Origin of the sequence: Microlunatus soli, assembly GCF_900105385.1 — a bacterium.
Classification (GTDB): Bacteria; Actinomycetota; Actinomycetes; order Propionibacteriales; family Propionibacteriaceae; genus Microlunatus; species Microlunatus soli.
On record NZ_LT629772.1, the window covers coordinates 3,879,905 to 3,902,757 of the forward strand.

A 22,853-nucleotide genomic window follows, 5' to 3' on the forward strand; every position below is an offset into this window, starting at 1 on the left:
GGGGCGCGTCAGGGGACATCGGCCGAGCGCGATGGGGGGCCCAGATTTTGTTGATCACGACCGGGGGCCACACTGTGGACCCTCCGAGGATGCCGGCGGGATTCCGACGATGACCGCATCACAAGCTGGAGTTGTCCAGCCGCCCGACGCAGCCCAGGATGCCGAGCCCAAGGCGACCAGTGCCGGTCGTGCCCGGAAGAATCCGCTGCGCTTCCTGTCCCGCAGGTTCGGCTTCTATCTCTTCACCGCTTGGGCCGCGATCACGCTGAACTTTCTGATTCCCCGGTTCGTCCCCGGCGACCCTGCCCAGGATCTGCTGAACAATCTGCGGCAACAGACGGGCCAGACGCCGACCCCGGAACAGATCGCCGCGATCCGTACCTTCTACGGCGACCCGACCGAGAACATCATCGGGCAATACCTGCACTACTGGGCCGACATCGCGCGGTTCCGGTTCGGGACCTCGCTCAGCGAATTCCCCACGCCGGTCTCCGAACTCGTCGGCCAGGCGCTGCCCTGGACCGTCCTGCTGGTCGGGGTGACCACGATCTTCGCCTGGATCATCGGCACCTTCCTCGGGGCCTGGATCGGCGCCCGGCCGGGCAGCCGGGTGGACACGATCTTCACGCCGGTGACGACGTTCCTGCACTCGGTGCCGCCGTTCTGGCTCGCACTGCTCGCCCTGTGGCTGTTCGGCTTCGTCCTGGACTGGTTCCCGCTGTCCGGCGGCTACGACCCGTCGGTCCCGTTCCAGATCAACAACCTCTGGTTCCTGCTGTCGGTGCTGAAGTACGGCGCGCTGCCGGCGATCACGTTGATCTTCGTCGGCTTCAACGGTTGGTTCTTCTCGATGCGCAACGTGATGGTCACCACCGTCGCCGAGGACTACGTCCTGCTGGCGCATGCCAAGGGACTGTCCAACCGGCGAGTGCTGCTCAAATACTCCGCCCGTAACGCCCTGCTGCCCAACGTGACCGGGTTGGCGCTGTCGATCGGCAGTGTGATCAGTGGCGTCCTGCTGACCGAGATCGTGTTCACCTACCCGGGGATGGGCTATCTGCTGCTGAAGGCGATCGGCGCCCATGACTTCCCGGTGATGCAGACCGTGTTCCTGATGATCACGTTGACCACCTTGGCTGCCAACTTCATCGCCGATTCGCTGTATGTACTGCTCGACCCGCGGACCCGGGAGGCCGGCTGATGACCACCCGGCGATTCCTTCGTTCCTGGCGTTCCCGGATCGGACTGGCGATCCTCGGCCTCTTCATCCTGGTGGCGATCGCCGGTCCGCCGTTCGTCGACCACGTGCTGCAGATGCCCGCCGATGCCATCGACTACAACGCGCTGCACCGGCCGCCCGGTGGTGATCATCCGCTCGGCACCACCAACAGCGGTCAGGACGTGCTGTCCCAGGTGATCGTCGGTGCCCGCAGCAGCGTTGCGGTCGGCGTCACCTCGGCAGTGCTGGCCACCGTGCTGGCGATCGGAGTCGGCGTGACCGGCGGCTTCCTCGGTGGTCGGACCGACCAATTGCTGACCGTCCTGACCAACCTCTTCATCACGCTGCCCAGCTTTGCGTTGATCTTGATCGTCGCCGGCTACGTCCAGGGTGTGACCTGGGTGGTGGTGGCGTTCCTGATCGGCATCTTCGAGTGGCCCGGCGGTGCCCGCTACCTGAGGTCCCAGACCTTGTCGCTGCGCAACCGTGACTTCGCGGTCGCCATGCGCGCGTTGGGGGAGACCCGGATCCGGCTGATCTTCTCCGAGATCCTGCCGCATCTCACCGGGATCATCTCCGCGATGTTCCTGCGGGCCATGGTGGCCGGCGTGATGGCCGAAGCGGGCCTGGCGTTCCTGGGCATCAGTGCCGAGACGATCAGTTGGGGAACGATGATCGAGGACTCCCGCGACCAATCCGCGATCCGGCTGGGCTACTGGTGGTGGTATCTGCCGCCTGGTCTGTGTCTGGCGCTGATCGGCACTGCCACCGCATTGATCAACTTCGGCATCGACGAGATCAGCAACCCTCGGCTGCAGGGCAAGGAGCGCAAGCTGGTCCGGCAATTCGACAAGCTCCGCAGGAAGAGCTTCGCCGCTGACCGGACGACGGCCGAGGGGCGAGCGGCAGAGAAGGTGGCCCTTCGATGACTGACAGTCTTGTTCGGGAGCGTGCCGTCCCGACCACCCCACCGACGTCCGCCGCCCGCCGCCGCGGTCGTCCGATCCTGGACGTGTTTGGCCTCACCGTCGACTATCTGACCGAGCGCGGCCCGGTCCGATCGGTCAACGAGATCGACCTGACCTTGCATGAGCGGGAGATCGTCGGCGTCGCAGGAGAGTCCGGATCCGGCAAGTCGACCTTGATCACGGCACTGACCCGGCTGCAACGCCCGCCGGCCGTCACCGTCGGCGGCAGCATCAGCTATCACCCGGCGGCCGGTGATCCGGTCGAGCTGACCACCCTGCCCGATGCGGCCCTGCGACGCCTGCGCTGGAACGAGATCGCGATCGTGCTGCAGTCGGCCATGGACTGCCTGAACCCGGTGATGCGTCTCGGTGACCAGTTCGCCGACGCGTTGGCGGAGCACCATCGCGGCATCAGCCGCAAGGCCGTCAAGCAGCGGATCGGCGAGCTGCTGGAGATGGTCGGCGTCCCGGCCAACCGGGCCCGCAGCTATCCCCACGAGCTGTCCGGTGGGATGCGGCAGCGATCCTTGATCGCACTGGCGTTGGCCTGCGAACCGCGGATCGTGGTGATGGACGAGCCGACCACCGCGGTCGACGTCGTCATGCAACGCCAGATCCTCGCCCAGCTGTTGAGCTTGCAAGATCAGCTCGGGTTCGCGGTCGTCTTCGTCACTCACGACCTGTCGCTGCTGGTGCAGCTCGCCGACCGGATCGCGATCATGTACGCCGGACGCATCGTGGAGGAAGCCAGCGCGGCGCAGATCTACACCGATCCGCTGCACCCCTACGCCCGTGGCCTCCGCGACGCCTTCCCTTCCCTGCATGCGCCGTTGACCGAGCTGTCCGGCATTGCCGGCAGCCCACCGGATCTGCGGAACCCGCCCTCCGGCTGTCCGTTCCACCCCCGCTGCCCGCAGCGGCTGGAACACTGCGCCTCGCAGCCGCCGGAGCTGTTGACGATCGGCGACCGACGGGTCTCCTGCCACCTCCACGACGGCACCGACCAGTCCGCAAGCCAGCCATCGAGGAGCACCGTCCGATGACAGTCTCGCCCACGGTCTCGCACGCACCCGCGGACCCGGAATCCCCAGTGGTCCTTGAAGCACAGGCAGTCAGCAAACACTTCGAGGTGCGCAACACCTTCGGCCGCGGCTCGACGATCCATGCCGTCGAAGACGCCACGCTGCAACTGCGCCGAGGGCAGATCGTCGCCCTGGTCGGCGAGTCGGGCAGCGGCAAGACCACCCTCGCCCGGCTGCTCGCCCACTTCTATCCGGTCACGTCGGGGCAGATCCTGCTGGACGGGGAAGCCGTCGACGACGGGCGCGGATTCGGAGATCGCGCGTTCCACAGCCGGGTCCAGTTGATCTTCCAGGATCCGTTCGGCGCGTTGAACCCGCAGAAACCCGTACGACACAACCTCGAACGAGCCCTCAAGCTGCATCACCAGTTCACCGACAAGGCAGAGCTCGAGCAGCGCGTCCTGGAGCTGATGGAACGCGTCAACCTCACCCCGGCCGCCGATCTGGTCGATGCCTATCCCCATCAGCTGTCCGGTGGCCAACGCCAGCGACTGGTGATCGCTCGCGCCCTCGCGGTCGATCCCGAGGTGCTGCTTGCCGACGAGCCGATCTCGATGCTCGACGTGTCGATCCGGTTGGACATCCTGAACCTGCTCCGCACCCTGCGCGACGAGCACGATCTGGCCATGCTCTACATCACCCACGACATCGCCAGTGCGCGCTATCTGGCCAATGCGGTGCAGGTGATGTACGCCGGCCAGACCGTCGAGGGTGGGCCGACCGAGTCGGTGATCCAGAACCCGCAGCACCCCTACACCCAGCTGCTGCTCGAATCCTCCCCCGATCCGGAGAGCAGCCTGGATCCCGGCGATGCGCTCGAACTCGGTGAGCCGCCGAACCTCGCCGACCCACCGAGCGGCTGCCGCTTCCATCCACGCTGCCCGTCGGCGATGGACATCTGCCGGACCACATTCCCTGCTCGCAGCGAAACCAGCGACGGCCATTGGACGCATTGCTGGCTCCACCTCGAACGCCCCGATGCCGAACAGAAACAGGCCGAAACCCAACAGACGTAGAAGGTGGGAGATCAATGAAGAGCCGCATCATCGCCGTCATCCTGGCCCTGGCATTAGCCGTGGCCGGTGTCTCCTGTTCGACCGAACGCACCAAAGCGCCGACCGGGAAGGTCGTCGACACCTTGAAGCTCGCGATGGGCGGTGCGACCTCGTACACCCAGAACTTCAATCCTTTCTCACCGGCAGCCAACAAGAGCCCGCTGATGAACTTGATCTTCGAGCCGCTGCTCCGGGTCAACCGCGCCGACGAGATGAAGGTGCAACCCTGGTTGGCCAAGTCCTACGACTTCTCCGATGACGGCAAGAAGCTCACCTTCCATCTCCAGGAAGGCGTCACCTGGAGCGACGGCAAGCCGTTCACCTCCGCCGACGTCAAGTACACCCTCGAGCTGCCGAACACGACCGACGGCCTGGCGGTCGCGCCCATTCCTGATCTTGATTCGATCGAGACGCCCGACGAACACACGGTGATCATCAACTACAAGGCGCCGCAGCTGCACGACCTGAGCAACTACAGCAAGATCCCGCGGGCGATCGTTCCCAAGCACGTGTGGGAGAAGCAGGACGCGGTGAAGTGGACCAACAAGGAGCCGGTCACCACCGGGGCCTTCACGCTGGAGTCCTTCAGCCCGCAGTCGATCCGACTGAAGGTCCGCGACGGCTACTGGAACGGCAAGTTCAACGGCGTCAAGCACGTGGAGATCAAGCCATTCGCGTCGGAGGAATCCGGCAAGCAGATGCTGCTCAAGAACGAGATCTCCTGGGCGGGCATGTCCTGGCAGAACTACCAGGACGACTTCGTCGGTGCCGATCCCGATCACAACAAGTACTGGATCTACCCGGCGGGATTCTCCACCGGTCTGCTCTTCAACATGAAGAAGGGGCCGACCAACGATGTGCACGTCCGCCGCGCCCTCTACGCCGCGATCGACGCCGACAGCCTGTCCAAGCTGTTCAACTCCGGCACCAAGACCGCCAGCCCGACCGGCCTGGAGCCGGACAGCTGGGGCAGCTATCTGCCCGCCGACCTGGTCGACGTCCGCCACCAGCAGAACGTCGAGCTGGCCAAGTCCGAGCTGAAGGCGAGCAGCTACAGCGTCAAGGACGGCAAGCTCACCAAGGGCGGCAAGAGCTATCCGCTCACCATGACATCCAATTCCGACGACACGACCTGGAAGACCTTCGGTCCGGCGATCAAGAAGCAGTTCAAGGAGGTCCTCGGACTCGACGTCAAGGTCAAGTCGATCCCGGGGCAGCAGTGGGCTCGTGATCTTGGCAACGGCGACTTCCAGATGATCCAGCAGTACCTGCTGAGTGGCGACGACATCTGGGCCAGCCTCAATTCGCAGCTGAACAGCGAATACCTCAAGCCGATCGGCACCGCGGCGGTCGCCAACCAGGGCCGCTACCACAATGCCGAGGTCGACAAGCTGCTGCAGCAGATGGGCCAGACGCTCGACGAGGCCGAGCTGAAGAAGCTGACGGCTGCGATCACCAAGATCACCACCGACGAGGTGCCGTACGCGCCACTGCACTCGGCCGCCTACTACGTCAACGTGAACTCGACCGACTGGATCGGTTGGCCCGACCCGAACAGCGCCGACTACATCCCGCACATCACCCAGCCGGTGGACGCGACGATCACCATCCAGCACCTGTTGCCCAATCCGGACAAGGCCGCCGGGCAGTAGCCCGACAGATCCCCCCACGAAGGAGACAACGATGTCCGACGGAACCGCGGAGATCATCAAGCCGGTCGATCGGCTGAGCCTGACCCGTCGCACCGTGCTCGCGGCCGGCGTCGCGACCTGGGCCGGGTCGATGGCTCTCGACGGCGGTACGGCAACCGCCGACGAACCCACCGACTCGTCGACCGACAAGCCCGCCGACTCGTCAACCGCTGCGGCCGCCAAGCCGCCGTGGGAGGAGCACGGCCCGATCCGGATCTCCGACAACGGGCGCTTCTTCCAACATCAGGACGGCGAACCGTTCTTCTGGTTGGCTGACACGCCCTGGCTGCTGCACAAGCTGTCCCGCGAAGAACTGCCCACCTATTTCGAGGACCGGCGGGACAAGGGCTTCAACGTCGCCCTGCTGCAGGTGGTGCCGGCCAGCCTGGCGTTCAAGAACTACTACGGCGACACCCCGTTCATCGGTCAGAACATGGACAAGCCGAACGAGCCGTACTGGGAACACGTCGACGCGATGGTCGAGCTGGCCGCCGAATACGGCCTCTACATGGGGATGGACGCGGTCTGGGGTTCGGTGGTCAAGAGTGGTGCGCTCACCGTCGCCGGCGCGAAGCGTTACGGGACCTGGATCGCCGAACGCTATCGGCATGCGCCGAACATCGTCTGGCTGATCGGCGGCGACACCATCGCCCACGAGCGGCTGGAGATCTGGACCAAGCTCGGCGAGGCCGTCCGACAGGTCGATCCTGATCACCTGATCACCTTCCATCCCTTCGGGCGATATTCGTCCGCGACCTGGTTCCACAACGCCGACTGGCTGGACTTCCACCTGTTCCAGTCCGGGCATCGCACCTACGCCCAGGCGTTCGCCGAGATCAGCACCGAGGAGACCGGTGTCCAGCTGCCGACCTTGTGGAAGGGTGAGGACAACTGGAAGTTCGTGCTGGAGGATCACAAGCTGTATCCGCCGAAGCCGACTCTGGACGGCGAGCCGAGCTACGAACGCGTCCCGCAGGGGCTGCATGATCTTGATCAGCCGTTCTGGAAGGCCGAGGACATCCGGCGGTACGCCTACTGGGCGGTGTTCGCCGGAGCGTGCGGGCACTCCTACGGCAACGGTGCGGTGATGCCGATGCACGTCGAGTCCGACGGACCGGTCAACGGTTACGGCGTCCGGAAGTATTGGTACCAGGGGTTGGACGATCCGGGTGCCGGTCAGCTGCAGTATCTGAAGAAGTTGATCTTGTCTCGCCCGTACTTCAGCCGGATCTACGACCCGTCGATCGTGCACGGTGACGCCGGTTGGCGCTACGACCGGATCCTGACCACACGAGGCAACGAGTATCTCTTCGCCTACAGCTACACCGGGCGTTCGTTCTCCTTGGAGATGGGACACATCTCGGGCAACCAGGTGAAGGTCTGGTGGTACAACACCCGCAACGGGGCCAGCCGTGCCGACGGCACCCGCACCAACAGCGGGATCCAGACCTTCAACCCGCCGGGCGGCACCGAGAACGGCAACGACTGGGTGTTGGTGCTGGATGACGCCGACATGAGGTTCGACAAGCCAGGTACCACTCCGTCTCCGTGGAACTGAGGGCAACTGATCTGATGGATGTCGTACGTGCGGTCTACGAGATCGAGACCGCCCTCCCGCTGGAGAAGACGGTCGCCACCATCGCCGGGGAGCAGTCCACCGGCACCTTTGTCGCGGTGCGCGGTGAGACCGAGCGGCTGACCGCTCTGCATGCCGCAGCCGTCGAATCCATCGTCGACCTGCCACCCAGTGGCCGGCCGCCGCTGCCCGGTTCCTCGGGGGACTGGGCCGACGCCCGACGGGCCCGGGTGACCATCGCCTTTCCGTTGCACAACTTCGGCGCCTCGCTGCCGAATCTGCTGGCCGCGGTCGCCGGCAACCTGTTCGATCTCCGGGAGGTCGGCGCGCTGCGGCTGGTCGACCTCGACCTCCCGCCGGCGTTCGCCGCTGCCTACCCGGGGCCGGCGTTCGGTGTGCTGGGGACCCGCAAGCTGGTCGACCGCGGAACGGGGCCGCTGATCGGAACGATCATCAAACCCAGCATCGGACTCTCCGCAGCCCAGCTGGCGGCCCTGGTGGCCGAGATCGCCGAGGCCGGGATCGACTTCATCAAGGACGACGAGTTGCAGGGCAGCGCGCCCTACCTGCCCTTGGCCGAGCGGGTCCGGGCGGTGATGTCGGTGCTCAAGCCGTACGCCGACCGGACCGGCCGGATGCCGATGTACGCCTTCAACATCACCGACGACATCTCCCGGCTCGGTGCCAATCATGATCTTGTCGCCGAGGCCGGCGGCAGCTGCGTGATGGTCTGCGTCAACACTGTCGGGCTGGCCGGCGTGCAGTACCTGCGGGAGCGATCCGAGCTGCCGATCCACGGCCACCGCGCGATGTTCGGCGCGTTCTCCCGGTGGCCGCAACTCGGGATCGGCTTCGGCGCCTTCCAGAAACTCGCCCGGCTGGCCGGTGTTGATCATCTGCACACCAACGGGATCGCCAACAAGTTCTACGAATCCGACGACGAGGTGCTGGCCTCGATCGAAGCCGTCCGACGGCCCTTCCTCGGCGGTTACCACATCCTGCCGGTGCTGTCCTCGGGACAGTCCGCCGGACTGGCCCATGCGACCTATGCCGCCACCGGCACCGACGATCTGCTGGTGCTCGCCGGCGGCGGCGTCCACGGCCACCCCGGCGGATCGGCAGCGGGTGTCCGGTCGATGCAGGAAGCCTGGGCGGCAGCGGTCGAGGGGGAGTCGCTGGAGTCCCGAGCGGCGAAGGTCCCCGAGCTCGCCGCAGCGATCGAGAAGTTCGGTCAGCGGTAGTTGGTGAACTGCACCGCGAAGTCGTAGTCCTGTTCCTTGATCAACGCCTGGACGGCCTGCAGGTCGTCCCGCTTCTTGCTGCTGACCCTCAGTTCCTCGCCCTGGATCTGCGCCTTGACGCCCTTCGGGCCCTCGTCGCGGATCAGCTTGGAGACCTTCTTGGCGTTCTCGGTGCTGATCCCCTCCTTGATCGAGGCGGTGATCTTGACCAGCTTGCCGGAGGTCCGCGGGTCGCCGGCGTCCAGCGCCTTGAGGCTGACGCCGCGGCGCAGCAGCTTGGTCTGGAAGACGTCCAGGACGGCATTCACCCGCTCCTCGGAGTTGGCCTCCATCTCGATCAACTCACCGGACCAGGCGATCGCCGCATCGGTGTTGCGGAAGTCGAATCGCTGCCGGACCTCCTTGGCGGCCTGGTTCAGCGCGTTGTCCACCTCCTGGCGGTCGACCTTGCTGACGATGTCGAATGAACTCTCCGATGCCATGGCGACATTGTGCCCTGTCGACGGTGCCTTGTCGCCCGTCCCAGATCGCTGGATCCGGGCGGCGCCGGGTTCGGTTTCGCGGACCGGCAGATCAGTTGGTATGGTTCTCTCCGCTGCCGACAACGTCGGTGGCATGGCAGGTTGCCCGAGCGGCCAAAGGGAGCGGTCTGTAAAACCGTCGGCTTCGCCTACGTTGGTTCGAATCCATCACCTGCCACCGGATGGACGACGGCCCCGCACCAGACCACGGTGCGGGGCCGTTCTGGTCCGGTCTCAGCCGGCCGTTGTTGATCGTGCATCGCCCCTTCAACAACGCCCGCGGCAAGCTCTACGAGATCGACTTCACCGGATCGACGCTGCGCCTCGGCCGACAGCGGACCGACCTGGATGGCGATTCCTGATCATCGCGATCCATGCTCAGGTCGCCGAGGCCAGTCCAGGCGGCCGGTCTTCTCGTATTCGGTGATCACCGCGACCTTTGCCGCTGACGGAGACTGCGGATCAAAGGTGTAGCCGAGCCAGTCGGTGACCAGCCGGGCGGCCAGCGGCAGGCCGACCACCCGCTCGCCGAGCGCCAGCACCTGGCAGTTGTTGGACAGCACGGAACGCTCCAGTGAGAACGGATCGGTCGCGACCGCTGCCCGGATGCCGCGGACCTTGTTGGCGCAGATCGCTTCTCCGAGACCGGTCCCACCGAGCACGATGGCCCGGTCGAGTCGTCCGTCCCGGACGGCTTCGGCCGCCCGGATGACCGGGACCGGGTAGGGGGTGTGGTCGTCGGCGTCGGGAACGCCGAAGTCGACGACCTCGGCAACCCGCTGATCGTTCCGGAGTATCTCGGCCAGGTGATTCCGCAGGGTGACCGCCGCGTCGTCAGTGGCCAGTCCGATCCGGTAGTTCTGCGGTTCTGCATTGTTGTTCACCATCGCGGCTTGCCTTTCAGACCAGCCCTTCGACAAGCTCAGGGCTCTTGGGTGGGGGCTCTTGGATGAGGTCAGCGGTCCGGCAGATCGAGCCGCTTCAGGCGTTCGTAGGCGCCGAGGATGTGCTTGTCGATCGCGTCCTCGGCGGCGCGCGGATCGGCCAGCGCGAGTGCGTCGCGCAGTTCCTTGTGCTCGCTGTGCCCGACCTGCCCGAAGTCGGGGAAGCTGGCGTTGCGGGCGCGCAGGAAGACCGTGACCTGACCACGGATGGACTCCCAGACGCGCTGCACTCGGCCGTGCTGGCTGTAGGTGTAGATGATGTCGTGGAAGCGGAGGTCGAGCCGGGCGGCGTCCTCGGGGGCGATCGGGGTGCTGACGCTCTTCATCTCGTCCAGGACCGCGTCCAGCTCGGCGAAGCCGGTCGCGTCCAGCCGGGTGCAGGCGCGGCTGGCGGCCAGTCGCTCGATGGCGCCGCGCAGCGTGTGCACCTCTTCCACATCCGTCCGGGTGAGGGTGCTGATGAAGGCGCCGCGGTGCCGGCGGATCTCCACGTGGCCCTCCTGCTCCAAACGTGCCAGCGCCTGCCGGATCGGGCCGCGGCTCACGTCCAGCGCGTCGGCGAGCTCGGACTCCTTGAGGTGCTGACCGGGCTCGAACCGGCCACCGGTGATCATGTCACGCATCACGTCGGTGACGAGATCACCCAGCGCGCGCTGCGACGGCAACTGGGGCACGCCCTCGGTCATCAACGGTTCACTCTCCTTCCGGCGCGATCCGACGTTTCGAGCTGAACTGTAGTCGAGTCCCGATGCCTCGTAAATTGTAAACGATTTGTCATTGACAACCTCCGTTGGTTCGGGAAGGCTCGGGACCCATCGCCGTCAGACCACGCCGCAGCCGTCGTCCTTTCCGACCGGCAGTTCGGCGTGGACACACTCACGAGGAAGTAGAGGTCTCCGACAGGCATGACCGCCGATATCGCCCCCACCCACGTCAGTCGCACCCGCTTGGGTTCGTTTCCGCGCGCGCTGCCCAGCGACCCCGACGCACCACACGTACGGTCCGCACGGGTCGACGTGGATGCCGCCGACAGTCAGGGACCGTTGACGCCGGCGTGGGAGAGCATCGGCTACGACGAGATCAACTGGACCTACACGCCGACCGGCAAACGCCTGCTGCAGAAGTTCTCCTCCGAGCGCGGCGGCTACCACGTCCGACCGCACTACGTCTTCTGTTCCGGCAGCGGCTTCGGCATCCCGCACTGGGGCTCGGGCAACGTCTATCACGAGGATGCCGACGGCAACCCGATCTACGACTTCACGATCGTCGATCAGGCCTACGACGCGATCGTCGACGCCGGGCATCACGTGCTGGTCGAGCTCGGTTTCACCCCGCGCGACCTGCTCGGTGACGAAGCGGCCGCGTTGACGGTCGTGCCCAGCCCGACCGTCTACACCTCTTATGAGGCAGGGGCCTGGGGCTATCCGCCCCGCGACTACGACAAGTGGGGCGGCCTGGTGGCAGCGCTCGTCGAGCATTGCGTGCAGCGCTACGGCGAGCAGGAGGTCTCGAGCTGGTTGTGGGAGCTGTGGAACGAGCCGGACATCTCCTACTGGCGCGGTTCGCTGGACCAGTTCAACCGGCTCTACACCGTCACCGCCCGAGCCGTCCGCAGCGTGCTGCCGACCGGCAAGGTCGGCGGGCCGACCGTGACCGACGGCGGACTGGAATTCCTCAAGGGCTTCCTGGACTACACCTCCAGCCGCAATGAGCCGTTGGACTTCATCTCCTTCCACACCAAGGGGAGCTACTTCACCAATCGGGAGTACCGACCGATCGGCAGCCCGCCGTCGGAACAGCTCAGCCCGTCGTCGACGAAGATGATCAACGACATCCGTGAGTTCAACCGGGCTATCGCGCAGTACGAGCAGTATCGGCAGTTGCCGGTCTACGTCGACGAGTGCGACGCCTCCGTGCCGGCGCACTTCGGGACCTATGACAATCCCAACTACGAGTTCCAGAACACCGAGTACTACCCGGTGTTCCAGGCCAAGCTGATGAAGAAGATCCTCGACCTCAATACCGAGGAAGTGGTGCAGGTCGAGCGCGCCACCTCCTGGAGCTTCTACTTCGAGGGTGAGCGCTACTTCGAAGGCACCCGGTCGTTCCAGACCGCCGGCGGCGTGGAGAAGCCACTGCTGAACGGCTATCGGATGCTGTCCCTGCTCGGCACCGAGCGGATCGCCGCGACATCGGACGCCGGTTGGACGCTCGACGACCTGGACCCGGAGGCCGGCCGCAGCATGGGCGAGGAGGTCGACGCCCTCGCCTCACGGGCGGAAGACGGAACGCTGGCGATCCTGGTCTGGCGACACACCGATGATCAATATCGGACCAGCACCGACGAGGCCACGGTCCGACTGACGGTGCGGAATGCTCCGGTCGGCACCCTAGGGCTTACCCACTACCGGATCGATGCCGAGCACAGCAACGCCCACACCCGATGGAAGGAACTGGGCTCACCGCAGGATCCGACCCCGGAGCAACTGACCAAGATCACCGCGCGGCAGGGGCTGGAGGAGCTCGAGGAGACGACAACGGTCCAGGCCGATCCGGACGGAACGATCACCATCGACGTCTCGCTCCCGCTGCCGGCGGCGTCGCTGCTGCTGCTCCGACCGGAACGTCGCTGAGTGACAAGGCGGGACCGATGACCACCCGAGCCCTGTCGGCGAGCCGTGAACGTGCCGAGGTCGCGGAGTCGCCGACACCGGCGAATCGTCCGCCCCGCCGCGGCTGGCGGGACTGGAAGAAGACGACCTGGATCTGGCTGTTCCTGCTGCCGACCGTCGTGCTGTACGGCGTCTACACGCTCTATCCGATCATCGCCAGCCTGGGCTACTCGTTGCTGGAGTGGAACGGCTTCGACGCCGACAAACGCTTCGTCGGCGTCCGGAACTATCAAGCGGTCCTGACCGATCCGCTGTTCTGGAACTCGTTCAAGATCACCCTGCTCTTCATGATCATGGTGGTGCCGGCCCGGGTGCTGCTCAGTCTGCTGCTGGCGATGGTGCTGAACTCTCCGAGGATGCCGCTGGTCGGGATCCTCCGGTCGGCGTTCTTCATCCCGGTGGTGACGACGACCGCCATCATCGGGGTGGTCATGCAGTTCATCCTGGATCCCGCCAGCGGCCCGATCAACAAGGTGCTGATCGGACTCGGCAGCGGCGGGATCAGCTTCCTCGGCGAACCCGAGTGGGCGTTGCCCACCGCTGCCGCGCTGTACGTCTGGAAGTTCTTCGGCGTCACGATGATCTACTGGCTGGCCGCACTGCAGACGATCCCGCAGGACGTCTACGAGGCAGCCCGGATCGACGGCGCCGGCACCCGCAGCCTGTTCACCGACATCACCCTGCCGATGCTCAAGCCGTTCCTGGTGATCATCACCGTGCTGACCGTCGAGGAGACCTTCCACAACTTCGACCTGATGTACACACTGACCGCCGGCGGACCGTACTTCCACACCGAGATCATCGAGATCTACATCTACCGGTGGGCGTTCGGCGCATCGGTTCCGCAGCTCGGTCATGCCTCCGCGGCCGCGGTGCTCTTCGGCGTCCTGGTGGCCGTCGTCGGAGTCCTCCAGCTGTGGGGGCTGTACGCCAGCCGTCGGATGAGGGGAGAGGCGCGATGACTGCCCAGCTCACGGCGGCGCCGCCGGCCGACACCGGTCGTCGACGTCGGTTCCTGCGGCGGCTGCCCTGGTGGATCGGCGCGGCGTTCCTGATCGGTGCGGCGGTGCTGTGGATCTTCCCGTTCATCTGGATGGTGGCGGCGTCGCTGAAGGACAACATGGAGATGTTCGCCGGCGGCCTCAATCTGATCCCCAAGGACTTCCGCTGGGACAACTACGTCCGCGCCTGGACCGATGCGCACTTCGGTCGCTACCTGATCAACACGATCGTCGTCACCGGGTTGACCGTGCTGATCGTGACGGTGCGCTGCGCGATGGCGGGATATGTGCTGGCCCGGTTCCGGTTCCGCGGCTCGAAGCTCTTCATGGGGGTGCTGATGGCCACTCTGTTCGTGCCGACCGGCTACACGATCATCCCGATCGTCCAGGTATCGATGCGGCTCGGTCTGATCGACTCACTGGCCGGGATGATCCTGGCGCTCAGCGGGGCCGCCTACGTGTCGGCGATCCTGATCTACTACGGCTACTTCCGGCAGATGCCCAGGGAACTGGAGGAAGCCGCGATCGTCGACGGAGCAGGCTTCTTCCGGACGTTCTTCTCGGTGATGCTGCCGTTGGCGATGCCGGTGACCTCGACGGTCGCGATCCTGACCTTCATCACGACCTGGAACTCGTTCTTCCTGCCGTTGGTGTTCACCTTCAGCCGCCCCAACCTCCGCACGGTCAGCGTCGGTATGCAGGCGTTCGTCGGTGAGAGCGCCACCGATTGGAGCGGGATGGCAGCCGCCGGCGTGATCTCGATCGTGCCCGTGGTGTTGCTGTTCATCTTCTTGCAGCGCTACTTCGTCGAAGGCATCGCCGGTGCGGTGAAGTCCTGATCCGACGCGACGCCAGCTCCTGATCAACACCAGAAGGATGATCATGACCAGAATGACCCGGCGGAATCTGTTCGGTCTGTCGGTGCTCGCCACCGCCGGGCTCGCTACCGGCTGCACTGACGATGCGGCCAGCTCCGACACTCCCGCGGTCGCCTCCGGTGCCGGGACTCTGGACTGGTGGGATCACTTCAGCTCCTTCCAGACCCTCAACGACGACTGGGCGGCCACCCAGTCCACGGCACTCGGGGTCAAGGTCGTCCACACCTACAGCGACGCCGGCAAGGCCGATCAAGCTCTGCAGTTGGCGCATCAGGCCAACAAGATGCCGGCGGTCTACTCCAACGTCGTCGGCATCCCGTTGGCTGCCCTGGTCGACGGCAACTGGGTGCACGAGATCAAGCTGTCCGAGGCAGACCTGGCGAAGCTGCCGAAGGGCACGATGACCGACGGGATCACCAGCCTGGACGGAAAGATCTACGGCGTTCCGATGCTCAGCATGCGGCAGAGTTCGACGCTGACCTGGATGAACACCGACCATCTCCGCAGGGCCGGTCTGGACCCGACCGAGCCGCCGACCGACTATGCCGGCTTCAAGGACTTCTGCCGGCGACTGGCGGCGGTCAAGGCGATCCCGCTGACGATGGCGCTCGGCGGGGACGGCGGCCGGGCCGAGGAGCAGGTCAACGAGCTCGCCCAGGTCGCCGGGTTCGCCGGCTCCGAAGGGCTGAAGTTCAGCGGCGAGTACGCCTACCACGACGACAGCTACCTCACCGTGATCGAATTCCTCAAGGAGTTGTACGAGCAGAAGTACCTGTTGCCCGGCAGCAACACCCTGGACGTCGTCAACGCCCGTACCCGGTTCGCCGCCGGCGCGGTCGCGATGTTCGTGGACGGCAACTTCTCGCCGGGCGGCTGCAAGGCCATCGAGCCGACGTTCGTGGACAAGATGGCATTCGGCCCGATCCTGGTTCCGACCGCCGGGACGGATCCGTGGACCTATCGCGGCAGTCCGTCGCCGACGTACTTCGTGTCGAAGGGTGTGGACGACCTGCAGGCCGCGCAGGGACTGGTGGACTCGTTGCTGACCGAGGAGTACCAGAAGGGCATGATCGCCGCGATGGACCAGCCGCCGCTGAATCTGGATCTGGTCGCGGACAATCCCGATGCGACCGATGCCTACAAACAAGGGGTCGCCTTCGTCCGGGACAACGTCTTCTTGATGCCGGAGGCGATCGTGCGCAACCCGGAGATCGCGGCCGTCGACGCGAAACGCAAGCCGGTCAGCCCGACCCTGGGCAACATCGTGCAGGGCTATCTGGTCGACGCGATCACCGATCTGCGCGGCGCGTTGAAGAAGCTCAGCGACAGCAACGAGGCCGATCGCCAACAGGCCATCAAGGCGGCCCGGCAATCAGGGGCGAAGGTGTCGGAGGACGACTACGTCTTCAGCGACTGGGTTCCGGGCAAGGACTATCACTAGTTCTCACTGCAGCGCAGAGGTCAGCCGGAGGGCGTTGTCCAGATAGCGCTGGTGCCAGGGCCGACGGGTCCAGGCGGCCAGGTCGAGCTCGGTCGAACGGTCCCGGTAATCGCCGATCACTCGGTTCAGACCCGCGGTGAAATCGGCGCCCATCCCGAGCAGCATGATCTCGTAGTCCAGGGCGAAGGAACGCATGTCCATGTTGGAGGAGCCGATCACGCCGACCTGGTCGTCGACGGTCATCGCCTTGGTGTGCAAGACGTACGGCGCCGGGTAGAGATAGATCCGCACGCCGGCCTCCAGCAGACCTTGGTAGTAGGACCGCTGGGCATGATGGACCATGAACTGGTCGGCCTTCTCCGATACGAACAGTTCGACCACGACACCGCGGTAGGCGGCGGTGGTGATCGCTGCCAACAACGACTCATCGGGTACGAAGTACGGGCTGACGATCGACACCGAGCGCTGCGCCAGGTAGAGCATCGAGGTGAACAGCCGCAGATTCGGTTCGGTCGGGAATCCCGGCCCGGACGGCACCAACTGGAAGACGGTCGGTTCGCGGTCGGGCGTCCGGTGATCGCGGTACTCGGGATGGTATTGCTCGGGATGGGCGTCGGTCGCGACCTCCGGCCCGGACTCGATCGCGGCCGGGCGACCGTCGACGTCGCGCACCTCACCGGTCGCGGTGGAGACCAGCAGATCGTCGGACTCGGCGTACCAGTCGGTGGCGAAGATGACGTCCAGGGACTGCACGATCTCGCCGCTGACCTCGACATTGAGGTCGATCCACTCCCTGCCGATCCTGTGGTTGCGCTTGTTGTGGTAACCCGGCTCGATCAGGTTCTGCGAGCCCATGAACGCCCGCTCGCCGTCGATCACCACCAGCTTGCGGTGGTTGCGCAGATCGGGCCGCCGCCACTTGCCCTTGAGCAGGTTGATCGGCATCATCCGATGCCAGTCGATGCCGGCGGCCGTCATCCGCCGATTCATCTCCTGATGCCGGCTGTACTTGCTGGAACCGAGTTGGTCGTAGAGCACCCGCACCGTGACACCGCGCTCGACCGCTCGCGCCATCGCCGCGAACAACGGCTCGGTCACCTCGTCCAGCCCGAGCGCATAGATCTCCAGGTGGACGTACCGCTCGGCGCGATCGACGGCCGCGGCGATACTGGCGATCGAGGCCCGCGCATCGGGATGCAGATCCTCGGTGAAGCCGACCACGCACGGCATCGAGGTGAGCTGACGGTTCAGCGTCACCAGGGTGGCGCTGGTCGCCGTCGAGCGGACCGTCGCCGGCACCAACGGATGGGCAGCAGTGTATTCCTTGATCGCCCGGTTGGCCTCGGCCTGGAGCCGATGCCGGCGTCCGTGCACATACGGTGAGCCGATCAGGAAGAACAACGGCAGACCGACGATCGGCAGGAACAGGATCAGCAACAGCCAGGCCTGCCCGGAGCTGGGCCGGCGATTCTCCGGCACCGTCCCGATCGCGATCAGCTTGACGGCGTAGTCGACGACCAGCAAAACCGTCGAGATGATGGACTGCGGAGTCATGGGCCGCAGTATGCCGCCTCCACCGCCACGTCCGGTGTACCCCGCGCCATGATCAACTAATGCCACGGTGGTGAGCCTCAGGAATCGGTCGGATTCGCCGAACAGGCGAACGTCATCGGCTAGCGTGGCTGTCAGTGTTCGTGTCTATTCGGGGGGATAGCCGTGAGAACCAGCGCTGCGTCGACGCCACCACCGGTTCCGGCAGAAGGATCAACTGTCGATGATCAACAACGGCCGGGACCGGACGGCGTCCAGCTGGTTTCGCTGGCCCAGCTCGCCGGGCCGGAGCGACAGGCCTGGGACGATCTGTTCACATCCCAACGGGGACTGGTCAATCCGTTCGCCGCACCCGAGTGGGTGCAGCGCTGGTACGAGGTCTTCACCGAGCCCGAGGATCGGGTGTTGTTCGTCAAGCGGGACGGCGGTCGGCTGACGGCGGTGGCCCCGTTCTTCCGCAGCCGGGTCCGAGCCGGCGGTGTGGTGCTGGCCCGGCGGCTCCAGCTGGCCGGTGCAGGCCAGGGCGGTTCGTTGTTGGAGTTGCCGCAGATCCTGGCCGCGCCCGACCAGCAGCGATCGGCGGTGCGGGACATCGTCGCGGCGGTGCTGGCCGCCGACGTCGGCGCCGATTGGACCGAGACCGCGATCACCGGCCAGCAGGGATGGTTCGAGCCGCAATGGGTGGTCGGGACACGCAAGCCGGTCGCTTTCCACCGGCCGCAGTTGGGACGGGCCTGCGTGATCATCCCGTTGCGTGAGAGCTGGGAACTGACCAAGGCCGGTCTGAAACGCAACGTGAAGGAGAGCCTGCGCCGATCCAGGAATCGATTGGCCAAGGACGGACGCCCGTGGGCGGTCCGTCAATACACCGAGGACCTCGATCTCGCGGTGGTGAACCGTTTCCTCGCTCTGCACAGGAATCGGGCGGACAGCGAACAGTCCCGGAACCGGCATCCGGACGCGTTCGCCGAACGGTCCCGCCGGGAGCTGCTGCGGATGCTGCTGCCCGAGCTCGGGCGCCGCGGCAGGGCACGCATCCTCGAACTCGAACTCGGCGGTCGTGTCGTCGCGGCCCAGCTGGTGTTGCACGCGCCGGGGACCTCCTACATCCATTCGTCGGGCTTCGTCCCCGACGTCTGGGATCTCGGCCCGGTGACCTTCCTGCAGGGCGAGGCGATTGCGGATGCGGCCGATCGGGGCGACCGGTGGATCAACCTGTCACCGGGGCCGAATGTCGCCAAACTGCGCTGGAGTGAACAGCTCGACGTCCACCAGGACTTCGCATTCGGGACCGGTGGCCGCATGTTGCGGTGGCGGTACGGTGTCTTCGCCGCAGCCCAGACCCAGGCGCAGGTCAATCACGCCATGGCCTTGGCGGGCGCTGCGCCCCGCGCAGTGACGGGAAAATGATCACATGGCGTGGCTGTCGAATCGTCTGATCCGTCGGGTCAGTTGGAATCTGGTCGATCAGGCATTGTCGGCGGCCAGCAACTTCGCGCTCGCCGTCGTCATCGCCCGATCGGTCAGCGCGTCCGAATTCGGTGCCTTCTCGATCGCCTTCATGATTTACGGGATTGCTGTCGCGGCCACCAAATCCGTGGTCGGGCAGCCGCTGCAGATGCGCTACAGCAGTGCGACACCGCACGTGCAACACCACGAGATCGGTCGGGCGACCGGGTTCGTGCTGGCGGCCTCGATCATGGTCGGAGTGATCGCGGCGGGGCTCGGGCTGGTCGTCGGCGGGGCAGTCGGCTCGTCGATGCTGGCGTTGGCTGTCGTGATGCCGTTCCTGCTGGTGCAGGACAGCTGTCGGATGGCGATGTTCACCATCGGCCGACCCGCCTGGGCAGCCGCCATCGACGCGGTCTGGGCGATCGCCCAGTTCGCCCTCATCGCGGTGATCCTGATCACCGGTGCGGATCTGGTGTGGCTGCTGATCCTTGCCTGGGGCGTCGCGGCAGGAGTGTCGGCCGGCATCGGCGCGATCCTGTTGAGGCTACGACCGATGATCGGGCAGGCCATCAGCTGGCTGCGCGCCCAGCGACATCTGGTCCGCTACCTGTTCGGGGAGTATCTGCTCGGCCTCGGCGCGGCGCAGTTCGGGTTGGTCCTGGTCGGCGTCGTCGCAGCGGCCGATGCCGTCGGCTCGCTCCGCGCTGCCCAGGTATTGCTCGGACCGCTGGGAATCGTCGCGTCGGCGGTCTTCCAGTTCGCGGTCCCGGAGATGGCGTCGCGTCCTCAGATGTCCCGACGCCGACGGACCGCTTTCGGGCTGACCATCAGTGCTGCGCTCGGGCTGGTCACGATCTGCTACGTCGCGCTGCTCCTGGTGTTGCCCGACCGTGCCGGGCTGGCCCTCTTCGGAGACTCCTGGGCGGGGGCCGCAGCGATCCTGGTCCCGATGGGGCTGGCCTCGTTGGCGTCCAGTCAGGCCAACGGTCCGGCCGGCGTGCTGTACGCGATGGGGCGCGCCCAATGGACCTTCCGGATCAACCTCGTCAAGGGCCCGATCCTGCTGGTCCTGTTGATCATCTGCGCTGGACTGTGGGCAGCGACCGGCGCGGCCTGGGCGTTCTTCGCCATCGAGCTGGCCGTCCTGCCCGCCTGGTTGCTGACCTTCGGAAAAGCCGTCCGCAACGGGCAGGTGGTCACCGACGGCGCCGTTTCCCCTGACCATGCGAATGTGACCACGCGAACCTGACCACAGCTGGATCCACCGCCCAGATCGAGGTGCCGCAGTGACGATTCATCTCCTCTACCGCTCCTACGGCGGGGAGAACAGGAAGCGCCGACCGGACTACTACAGCAAGCTGTTGACGCTGAGCTCGTTCATCCGAGCCGCCGACCGGCTTCCGCTCGCCGACGTGATCTTCGTCAACGACGGACCGATCCCGGCCGACCGGCTGGAGTTGATGCGTTCGGCGGGCCGGGTGATCTCGCTGGGCGACGTGCCGTCGGGCATGCGGGCCAGCTACCGCTTCGCCCTGCACCTGCCGGACACCGAAGGCTGGCCGGACGACGACGTGGTGATGTTGGTCGAGGACGACTATCTCTTCGCCGCCGACTCCTTCTCGGCGTTGGCCGATGCCGTCGAGGACCTGACTGACGTCGGTTACTTCGCACTCTACGGCGAGCGCGCCGACTACGGCGACCCGGTGGATCGGCGTCGGATGTCGGTACCGGACGGCTGGCATCCACAGCCGGACTTGGCGTCCGGCGGCCGCGTCTGGTTCAACCTCGCCAGCACCGCCAGCACCTTTGCCGCCCGGGTCGGGGTGCTGCGCAGTGATCTGGACATCTTCGAGCAGTGCATGCGCCCGTTCCGGCGACGGTTCCTTGATCACGAGACCTGCCTGATCGTGCAGGGTGCGATTCCCTACCGCGGCTGGCAGCTGATCACCGGCCTGCCCGATGACTTCGAGCCGTCGATCCGCGGCGTGGTCCGGACCGTGGTGCTGATCCCGTACCGGGTGCTGCTGAATCGGCGGGCACGGCGGCAACTGCGGCCTCATCCGCTCTACTGCGTGACACCCAACGAGGCAACGCATCTGGAACATCCGGTGATCTCTCCCGATCGTGACTGGGAGTCGATCGGACGGGAGGTCACCGACTGGGTCGCCGGCCGGGAGCGAGGCGGCGTCGGATGAGGCAGGCCGGCATCCGTTCGACCCTGCTGATGGCAGTGATCGTGCTGTCCGTGCTCGTGGCCGGCTGTGGGGCGGCGCCGGCACCGGACACCCGGGTCCCCTCGGACGAACCGGTCCCGTCGCTCAGCGGTGACGGCCCCGGCCTGCAGCGCGCCCGCCGGCTCCTGGGGCCGCCACCGTCGGGAGGAGCCTGGCACAGCGGGGTCTGGCCGGGTGGCGGCACCATCTCGGCGAAGCGTGCCAACGCCTTCGGAGTCTGGCGGGGGACACCGATCGACACCGGCGTGACCTACCCGGCAACCGACAGTTGGCAGCAGATCCAGGACTCGTCGTGGCACATCCAGACCTACAACGGGCTGGACGGAGTGTTGGCCTACGGGCTGCCGATGTTGCCCGACAACGACACCGGCGATTTCCGATCGATCGTGCGCGGCGATCATGACGAGGTCTATCGACAGATCGCCGACGATCTGATCGCCAACGATCGCGGGCGGTCCATCGTACGGATCGGGTGGGAGGCCAATGGTGATTGGTTTCCGTGGAATGTCCGTGCCGATCAGGCCGCCGAATACATCGCCGCCTTCCGGCACATCGTCGGGGTGCTGCGCGGAACCGCGCCCGATCTGGTGATCGACTTCGACATCGCCTGTGGCACAACGTTGCGTGGCCAACAGAACCGCACCGATGCACTGACAAAACTCTATCCCGGCGACGATGTCGTCGATCTGGTCGGCTGCGACATCTACGACTGGTACGGCACCGCGGCGACAGATCAGGCCGGCTGGCGGCGCAGCCTGCGACCCCAGGCGGCTGTCGGTATTGCCGATGTCGCCGACTTCGCCCGGGACCACGGAAAGGGCCTGACCTTTCCGGAGTGGGGTCTGGCAAGCCCCGCCGAGCACGGTGCCGGCGACAATCCTTACTTCATCGAACGAATGCGGAGCTTCTTCGACAGCCAGGCGTCGACCCTGGTGATGGAGAACTACTTCAACGAGCCCGATACCAGCTTGGCGAACTCGATCTGGGAGCCCGCACAAATGCCACGGGCCGCGCAGGCCTACCGGAGGCTCTGGTGACCCGAGCCCCAGCGGATGGGCGAAGGGCTCAGGTCCAGGGCTCAGGTCAGGGCTTCCACAGAGACGGCGCGGGGCACTTGATCAAAACCCACAAGTGGACATTGTATGTGAGGTAAACAGGCATCGTTCGTCGACGCGCAACCTGCGGCTACATCCCTGTACACACAGGCATCTGGCGGTCGGTGTCAAGAAAAACCACGAATCGTCTGCGGGCTGACACCCGGTCAGTCTAGGCTCGGTCCGGAGGCGCGCGGGGGGATGCTGACAGCGTGGGCATCGCGCGGTGGAGT

At 65.8% G+C, this 22,853-nt stretch carries 20 protein-coding genes and 1 tRNA gene; 17 read left to right on the top strand and 4 right to left on the bottom strand.

The genetic code is table 11. From position 1 onward, the window contains the following. Nucleotides 1-109: 109 nt before the first annotated feature. The 7 genes from BLU38_RS17775 to BLU38_RS17805 are packed head-to-tail and all read left to right on the top strand — an operon-like array spanning nucleotide 110 to nucleotide 8,832. Entirely contained in the window at nucleotides 110-1,201 is a 1,092-nt protein-coding gene (locus BLU38_RS17775) for an ABC transporter permease (protein ID WP_231919904.1), read from the top strand. Then, entirely contained in the window at nucleotides 1,201-2,148 is a 948-nt protein-coding gene (locus BLU38_RS17780; protein WP_091526832.1) for an ABC transporter permease, read from the top strand. Before BLU38_RS17775 ends, BLU38_RS17780 begins: the two co-directional genes overlap by 1 nt. Then, a complete protein-coding gene (locus BLU38_RS17785; RefSeq protein ID WP_091526833.1) occupies nucleotides 2,145-3,230 on the top strand; it encodes an ABC transporter ATP-binding protein in 1,086 nt (361 codons plus the stop codon). The genes BLU38_RS17780 and BLU38_RS17785 overlap by 4 nt, the downstream gene beginning before the upstream one ends. Further along, on the top strand, nucleotides 3,227-4,285 hold the full coding sequence (locus BLU38_RS17790; protein WP_091526834.1) for an ABC transporter ATP-binding protein: 1,059 nt from the start codon (nucleotides 3,227-3,229) through the stop codon (nucleotides 4,283-4,285). The genes BLU38_RS17785 and BLU38_RS17790 overlap by 4 nt, the downstream gene beginning before the upstream one ends. 14 nt (nucleotides 4,286-4,299) lie before the next feature. Beyond that, complete coding sequence (locus tag BLU38_RS17795) at nucleotides 4,300-5,976, top strand: ABC transporter substrate-binding protein (protein ID WP_091526835.1); 1,677 nt, start codon at nucleotides 4,300-4,302, stop codon at nucleotides 5,974-5,976. 31 nt (nucleotides 5,977-6,007) lie between these two features. Beyond that, nucleotides 6,008-7,573: a glycoside hydrolase family 140 protein gene (locus tag BLU38_RS17800; RefSeq protein ID WP_197679761.1), complete on the top strand. Its 1,566-nt coding sequence runs from the start codon at nucleotides 6,008-6,010 to the stop codon at nucleotides 7,571-7,573. Between the two features lie 14 nt (nucleotides 7,574-7,587). Next, entirely contained in the window at nucleotides 7,588-8,832 is a 1,245-nt protein-coding gene (locus tag BLU38_RS17805) for a RuBisCO large subunit C-terminal-like domain-containing protein (RefSeq protein ID WP_091532692.1), read from the top strand. Here the strand turns inward: BLU38_RS17805 and BLU38_RS17810 are convergent. Beyond that, on the bottom strand, nucleotides 8,823-9,314 hold the full coding sequence (locus tag BLU38_RS17810; RefSeq protein WP_091526836.1) for a YajQ family cyclic di-GMP-binding protein: 492 nt from the start codon (nucleotides 9,312-9,314) through the stop codon (nucleotides 8,823-8,825). The two genes, BLU38_RS17805 and BLU38_RS17810, sit on opposite strands and share 10 nt — an antisense overlap. A gap of 135 nt (nucleotides 9,315-9,449) precedes the next feature. On the opposite strand from BLU38_RS17810, the gene BLU38_RS17815 reads away from it, so the two are divergent. Beyond that, nucleotides 9,450-9,531, top strand: a tRNA-Tyr gene (locus BLU38_RS17815). 4 nt (nucleotides 9,532-9,535) lie between these two features. Further along, entirely contained in the window at nucleotides 9,536-9,715 is a 180-nt protein-coding gene (locus tag BLU38_RS17820) for a hypothetical protein (RefSeq protein WP_091526837.1), read from the top strand. On the opposite strand, the gene BLU38_RS17825 is transcribed toward BLU38_RS17820, so the two are convergent. After that, nucleotides 9,716-10,240, bottom strand: a complete 525-nt coding sequence (locus tag BLU38_RS17825; protein WP_091526838.1) for an RpiB/LacA/LacB family sugar-phosphate isomerase — start codon at nucleotides 10,238-10,240, stop codon at nucleotides 9,716-9,718. Between the two features lie 68 nt (nucleotides 10,241-10,308). Next, complete coding sequence (locus tag BLU38_RS17830; protein WP_091526839.1) at nucleotides 10,309-10,983, bottom strand: GntR family transcriptional regulator; 675 nt, start codon at nucleotides 10,981-10,983, stop codon at nucleotides 10,309-10,311. A gap of 219 nt (nucleotides 10,984-11,202) precedes the next feature. Between BLU38_RS17830 and BLU38_RS17835 the strand changes: the two genes are divergently transcribed. From BLU38_RS17835 to BLU38_RS17850, 4 genes are read left to right on the top strand one after another with little or no spacing between them, the layout of a single operon-like run. Continuing rightward, nucleotides 11,203-12,930: a GH39 family glycosyl hydrolase gene (locus BLU38_RS17835; RefSeq protein WP_091526840.1), complete on the top strand. Its 1,728-nt coding sequence runs from the start codon at nucleotides 11,203-11,205 to the stop codon at nucleotides 12,928-12,930. 17 nt (nucleotides 12,931-12,947) lie between these two features. Further along, entirely contained in the window at nucleotides 12,948-13,931 is a 984-nt protein-coding gene (locus BLU38_RS17840; protein WP_091526841.1) for a carbohydrate ABC transporter permease, read from the top strand. Next, nucleotides 13,928-14,809, top strand: coding sequence for a carbohydrate ABC transporter permease (locus BLU38_RS17845; RefSeq protein ID WP_091526842.1), 882 nt, complete (start codon nucleotides 13,928-13,930; stop codon nucleotides 14,807-14,809). Before BLU38_RS17840 ends, BLU38_RS17845 begins: the two co-directional genes overlap by 4 nt. Nucleotides 14,810-14,852: 43 nt before the next feature. Next, complete coding sequence (locus BLU38_RS17850) at nucleotides 14,853-16,289, top strand: ABC transporter substrate-binding protein (protein WP_157683535.1); 1,437 nt, start codon at nucleotides 14,853-14,855, stop codon at nucleotides 16,287-16,289. Nucleotides 16,290-16,292: 3 nt separating this feature from the next. Here BLU38_RS17850 and BLU38_RS17855 read toward each other — a convergent pair whose 3' ends face one another. Continuing rightward, entirely contained in the window at nucleotides 16,293-17,843 is a 1,551-nt protein-coding gene (locus tag BLU38_RS17855; RefSeq protein ID WP_091526844.1) for a phospholipase D-like domain-containing protein, read from the bottom strand. A gap of 162 nt (nucleotides 17,844-18,005) precedes the next feature. Here BLU38_RS17855 and BLU38_RS17860 point away from each other — a divergent pair, with 162 nt between their 5' ends. From BLU38_RS17860 to BLU38_RS17875, 4 genes are read left to right on the top strand one after another with little or no spacing between them, the layout of a single operon-like run. Beyond that, nucleotides 18,006-19,250 carry a GNAT family N-acetyltransferase gene (locus BLU38_RS17860; RefSeq protein ID WP_091526845.1) on the top strand — a complete coding sequence of 415 codons (1,245 nt, stop codon included), beginning with the start codon at nucleotides 18,006-18,008 and terminating at the stop codon, nucleotides 19,248-19,250. Between the two features lie 4 nt (nucleotides 19,251-19,254). Continuing rightward, on the top strand, nucleotides 19,255-20,541 hold the full coding sequence (locus BLU38_RS17865) for an MATE family efflux transporter (RefSeq protein ID WP_091526846.1): 1,287 nt from the start codon (nucleotides 19,255-19,257) through the stop codon (nucleotides 20,539-20,541). A gap of 37 nt (nucleotides 20,542-20,578) precedes the next feature. After that, complete coding sequence (locus tag BLU38_RS17870) at nucleotides 20,579-21,487, top strand: hypothetical protein (protein WP_091526847.1); 909 nt, start codon at nucleotides 20,579-20,581, stop codon at nucleotides 21,485-21,487. Next, nucleotides 21,484-22,563, top strand: a complete 1,080-nt coding sequence (locus BLU38_RS17875) for a glycoside hydrolase family 26 protein (protein ID WP_091526848.1) — start codon at nucleotides 21,484-21,486, stop codon at nucleotides 22,561-22,563. The genes BLU38_RS17870 and BLU38_RS17875 overlap by 4 nt, the downstream gene beginning before the upstream one ends. Nucleotides 22,564-22,853: the final 290 nt, after the last annotated feature.

Bases quoted from the DNA above. Each gene is read 5' to 3' on its own strand.
- BLU38_RS17865 (WP_091526846.1), top strand. From the start codon at position 19,255: ATGGCGTGGCTGTCGAATCGTCTGATCCGTCGGGTCAGTTGGAATCTG.
- BLU38_RS17855 (WP_091526844.1), bottom strand. From the start codon at position 17,843: ATGACTCCGCAGTCCATCATCTCGACGGTTTTGCTGGTCGTCGACTAC.
- BLU38_RS17830 (WP_091526839.1), bottom strand. From the start codon at position 10,983: ATGACCGAGGGCGTGCCCCAGTTGCCGTCGCAGCGCGCGCTGGGTGAT.
- BLU38_RS17850 (WP_157683535.1), top strand. From the start codon at position 14,853: ATGACCAGAATGACCCGGCGGAATCTGTTCGGTCTGTCGGTGCTCGCC.
- BLU38_RS17800 (WP_197679761.1), top strand. From the start codon at position 6,008: ATGTCCGACGGAACCGCGGAGATCATCAAGCCGGTCGATCGGCTGAGC.
- BLU38_RS17840 (WP_091526841.1), top strand. From the start codon at position 12,948: ATGACCACCCGAGCCCTGTCGGCGAGCCGTGAACGTGCCGAGGTCGCG.
- BLU38_RS17820 (WP_091526837.1), top strand. From the start codon at position 9,536: ATGGACGACGGCCCCGCACCAGACCACGGTGCGGGGCCGTTCTGGTCC.
- BLU38_RS17780 (WP_091526832.1), top strand. From the start codon at position 1,201: ATGACCACCCGGCGATTCCTTCGTTCCTGGCGTTCCCGGATCGGACTG.
- BLU38_RS17835 (WP_091526840.1), top strand. From the start codon at position 11,203: ATGACCGCCGATATCGCCCCCACCCACGTCAGTCGCACCCGCTTGGGT.
- BLU38_RS17785 (WP_091526833.1), top strand. From the start codon at position 2,145: ATGACTGACAGTCTTGTTCGGGAGCGTGCCGTCCCGACCACCCCACCG.
- BLU38_RS17825 (WP_091526838.1), bottom strand. From the start codon at position 10,240: ATGGTGAACAACAATGCAGAACCGCAGAACTACCGGATCGGACTGGCC.
- BLU38_RS17810 (WP_091526836.1), bottom strand. From the start codon at position 9,314: ATGGCATCGGAGAGTTCATTCGACATCGTCAGCAAGGTCGACCGCCAG.
- BLU38_RS17875 (WP_091526848.1), top strand. From the start codon at position 21,484: ATGAGGCAGGCCGGCATCCGTTCGACCCTGCTGATGGCAGTGATCGTG.
- BLU38_RS17795 (WP_091526835.1), top strand. From the start codon at position 4,300: ATGAAGAGCCGCATCATCGCCGTCATCCTGGCCCTGGCATTAGCCGTG.
- BLU38_RS17845 (WP_091526842.1), top strand. From the start codon at position 13,928: ATGACTGCCCAGCTCACGGCGGCGCCGCCGGCCGACACCGGTCGTCGA.
- BLU38_RS17805 (WP_091532692.1), top strand. From the start codon at position 7,588: ATGGATGTCGTACGTGCGGTCTACGAGATCGAGACCGCCCTCCCGCTG.
- BLU38_RS17775 (WP_231919904.1), top strand. From the start codon at position 110: ATGACCGCATCACAAGCTGGAGTTGTCCAGCCGCCCGACGCAGCCCAG.
- BLU38_RS17790 (WP_091526834.1), top strand. From the start codon at position 3,227: ATGACAGTCTCGCCCACGGTCTCGCACGCACCCGCGGACCCGGAATCC.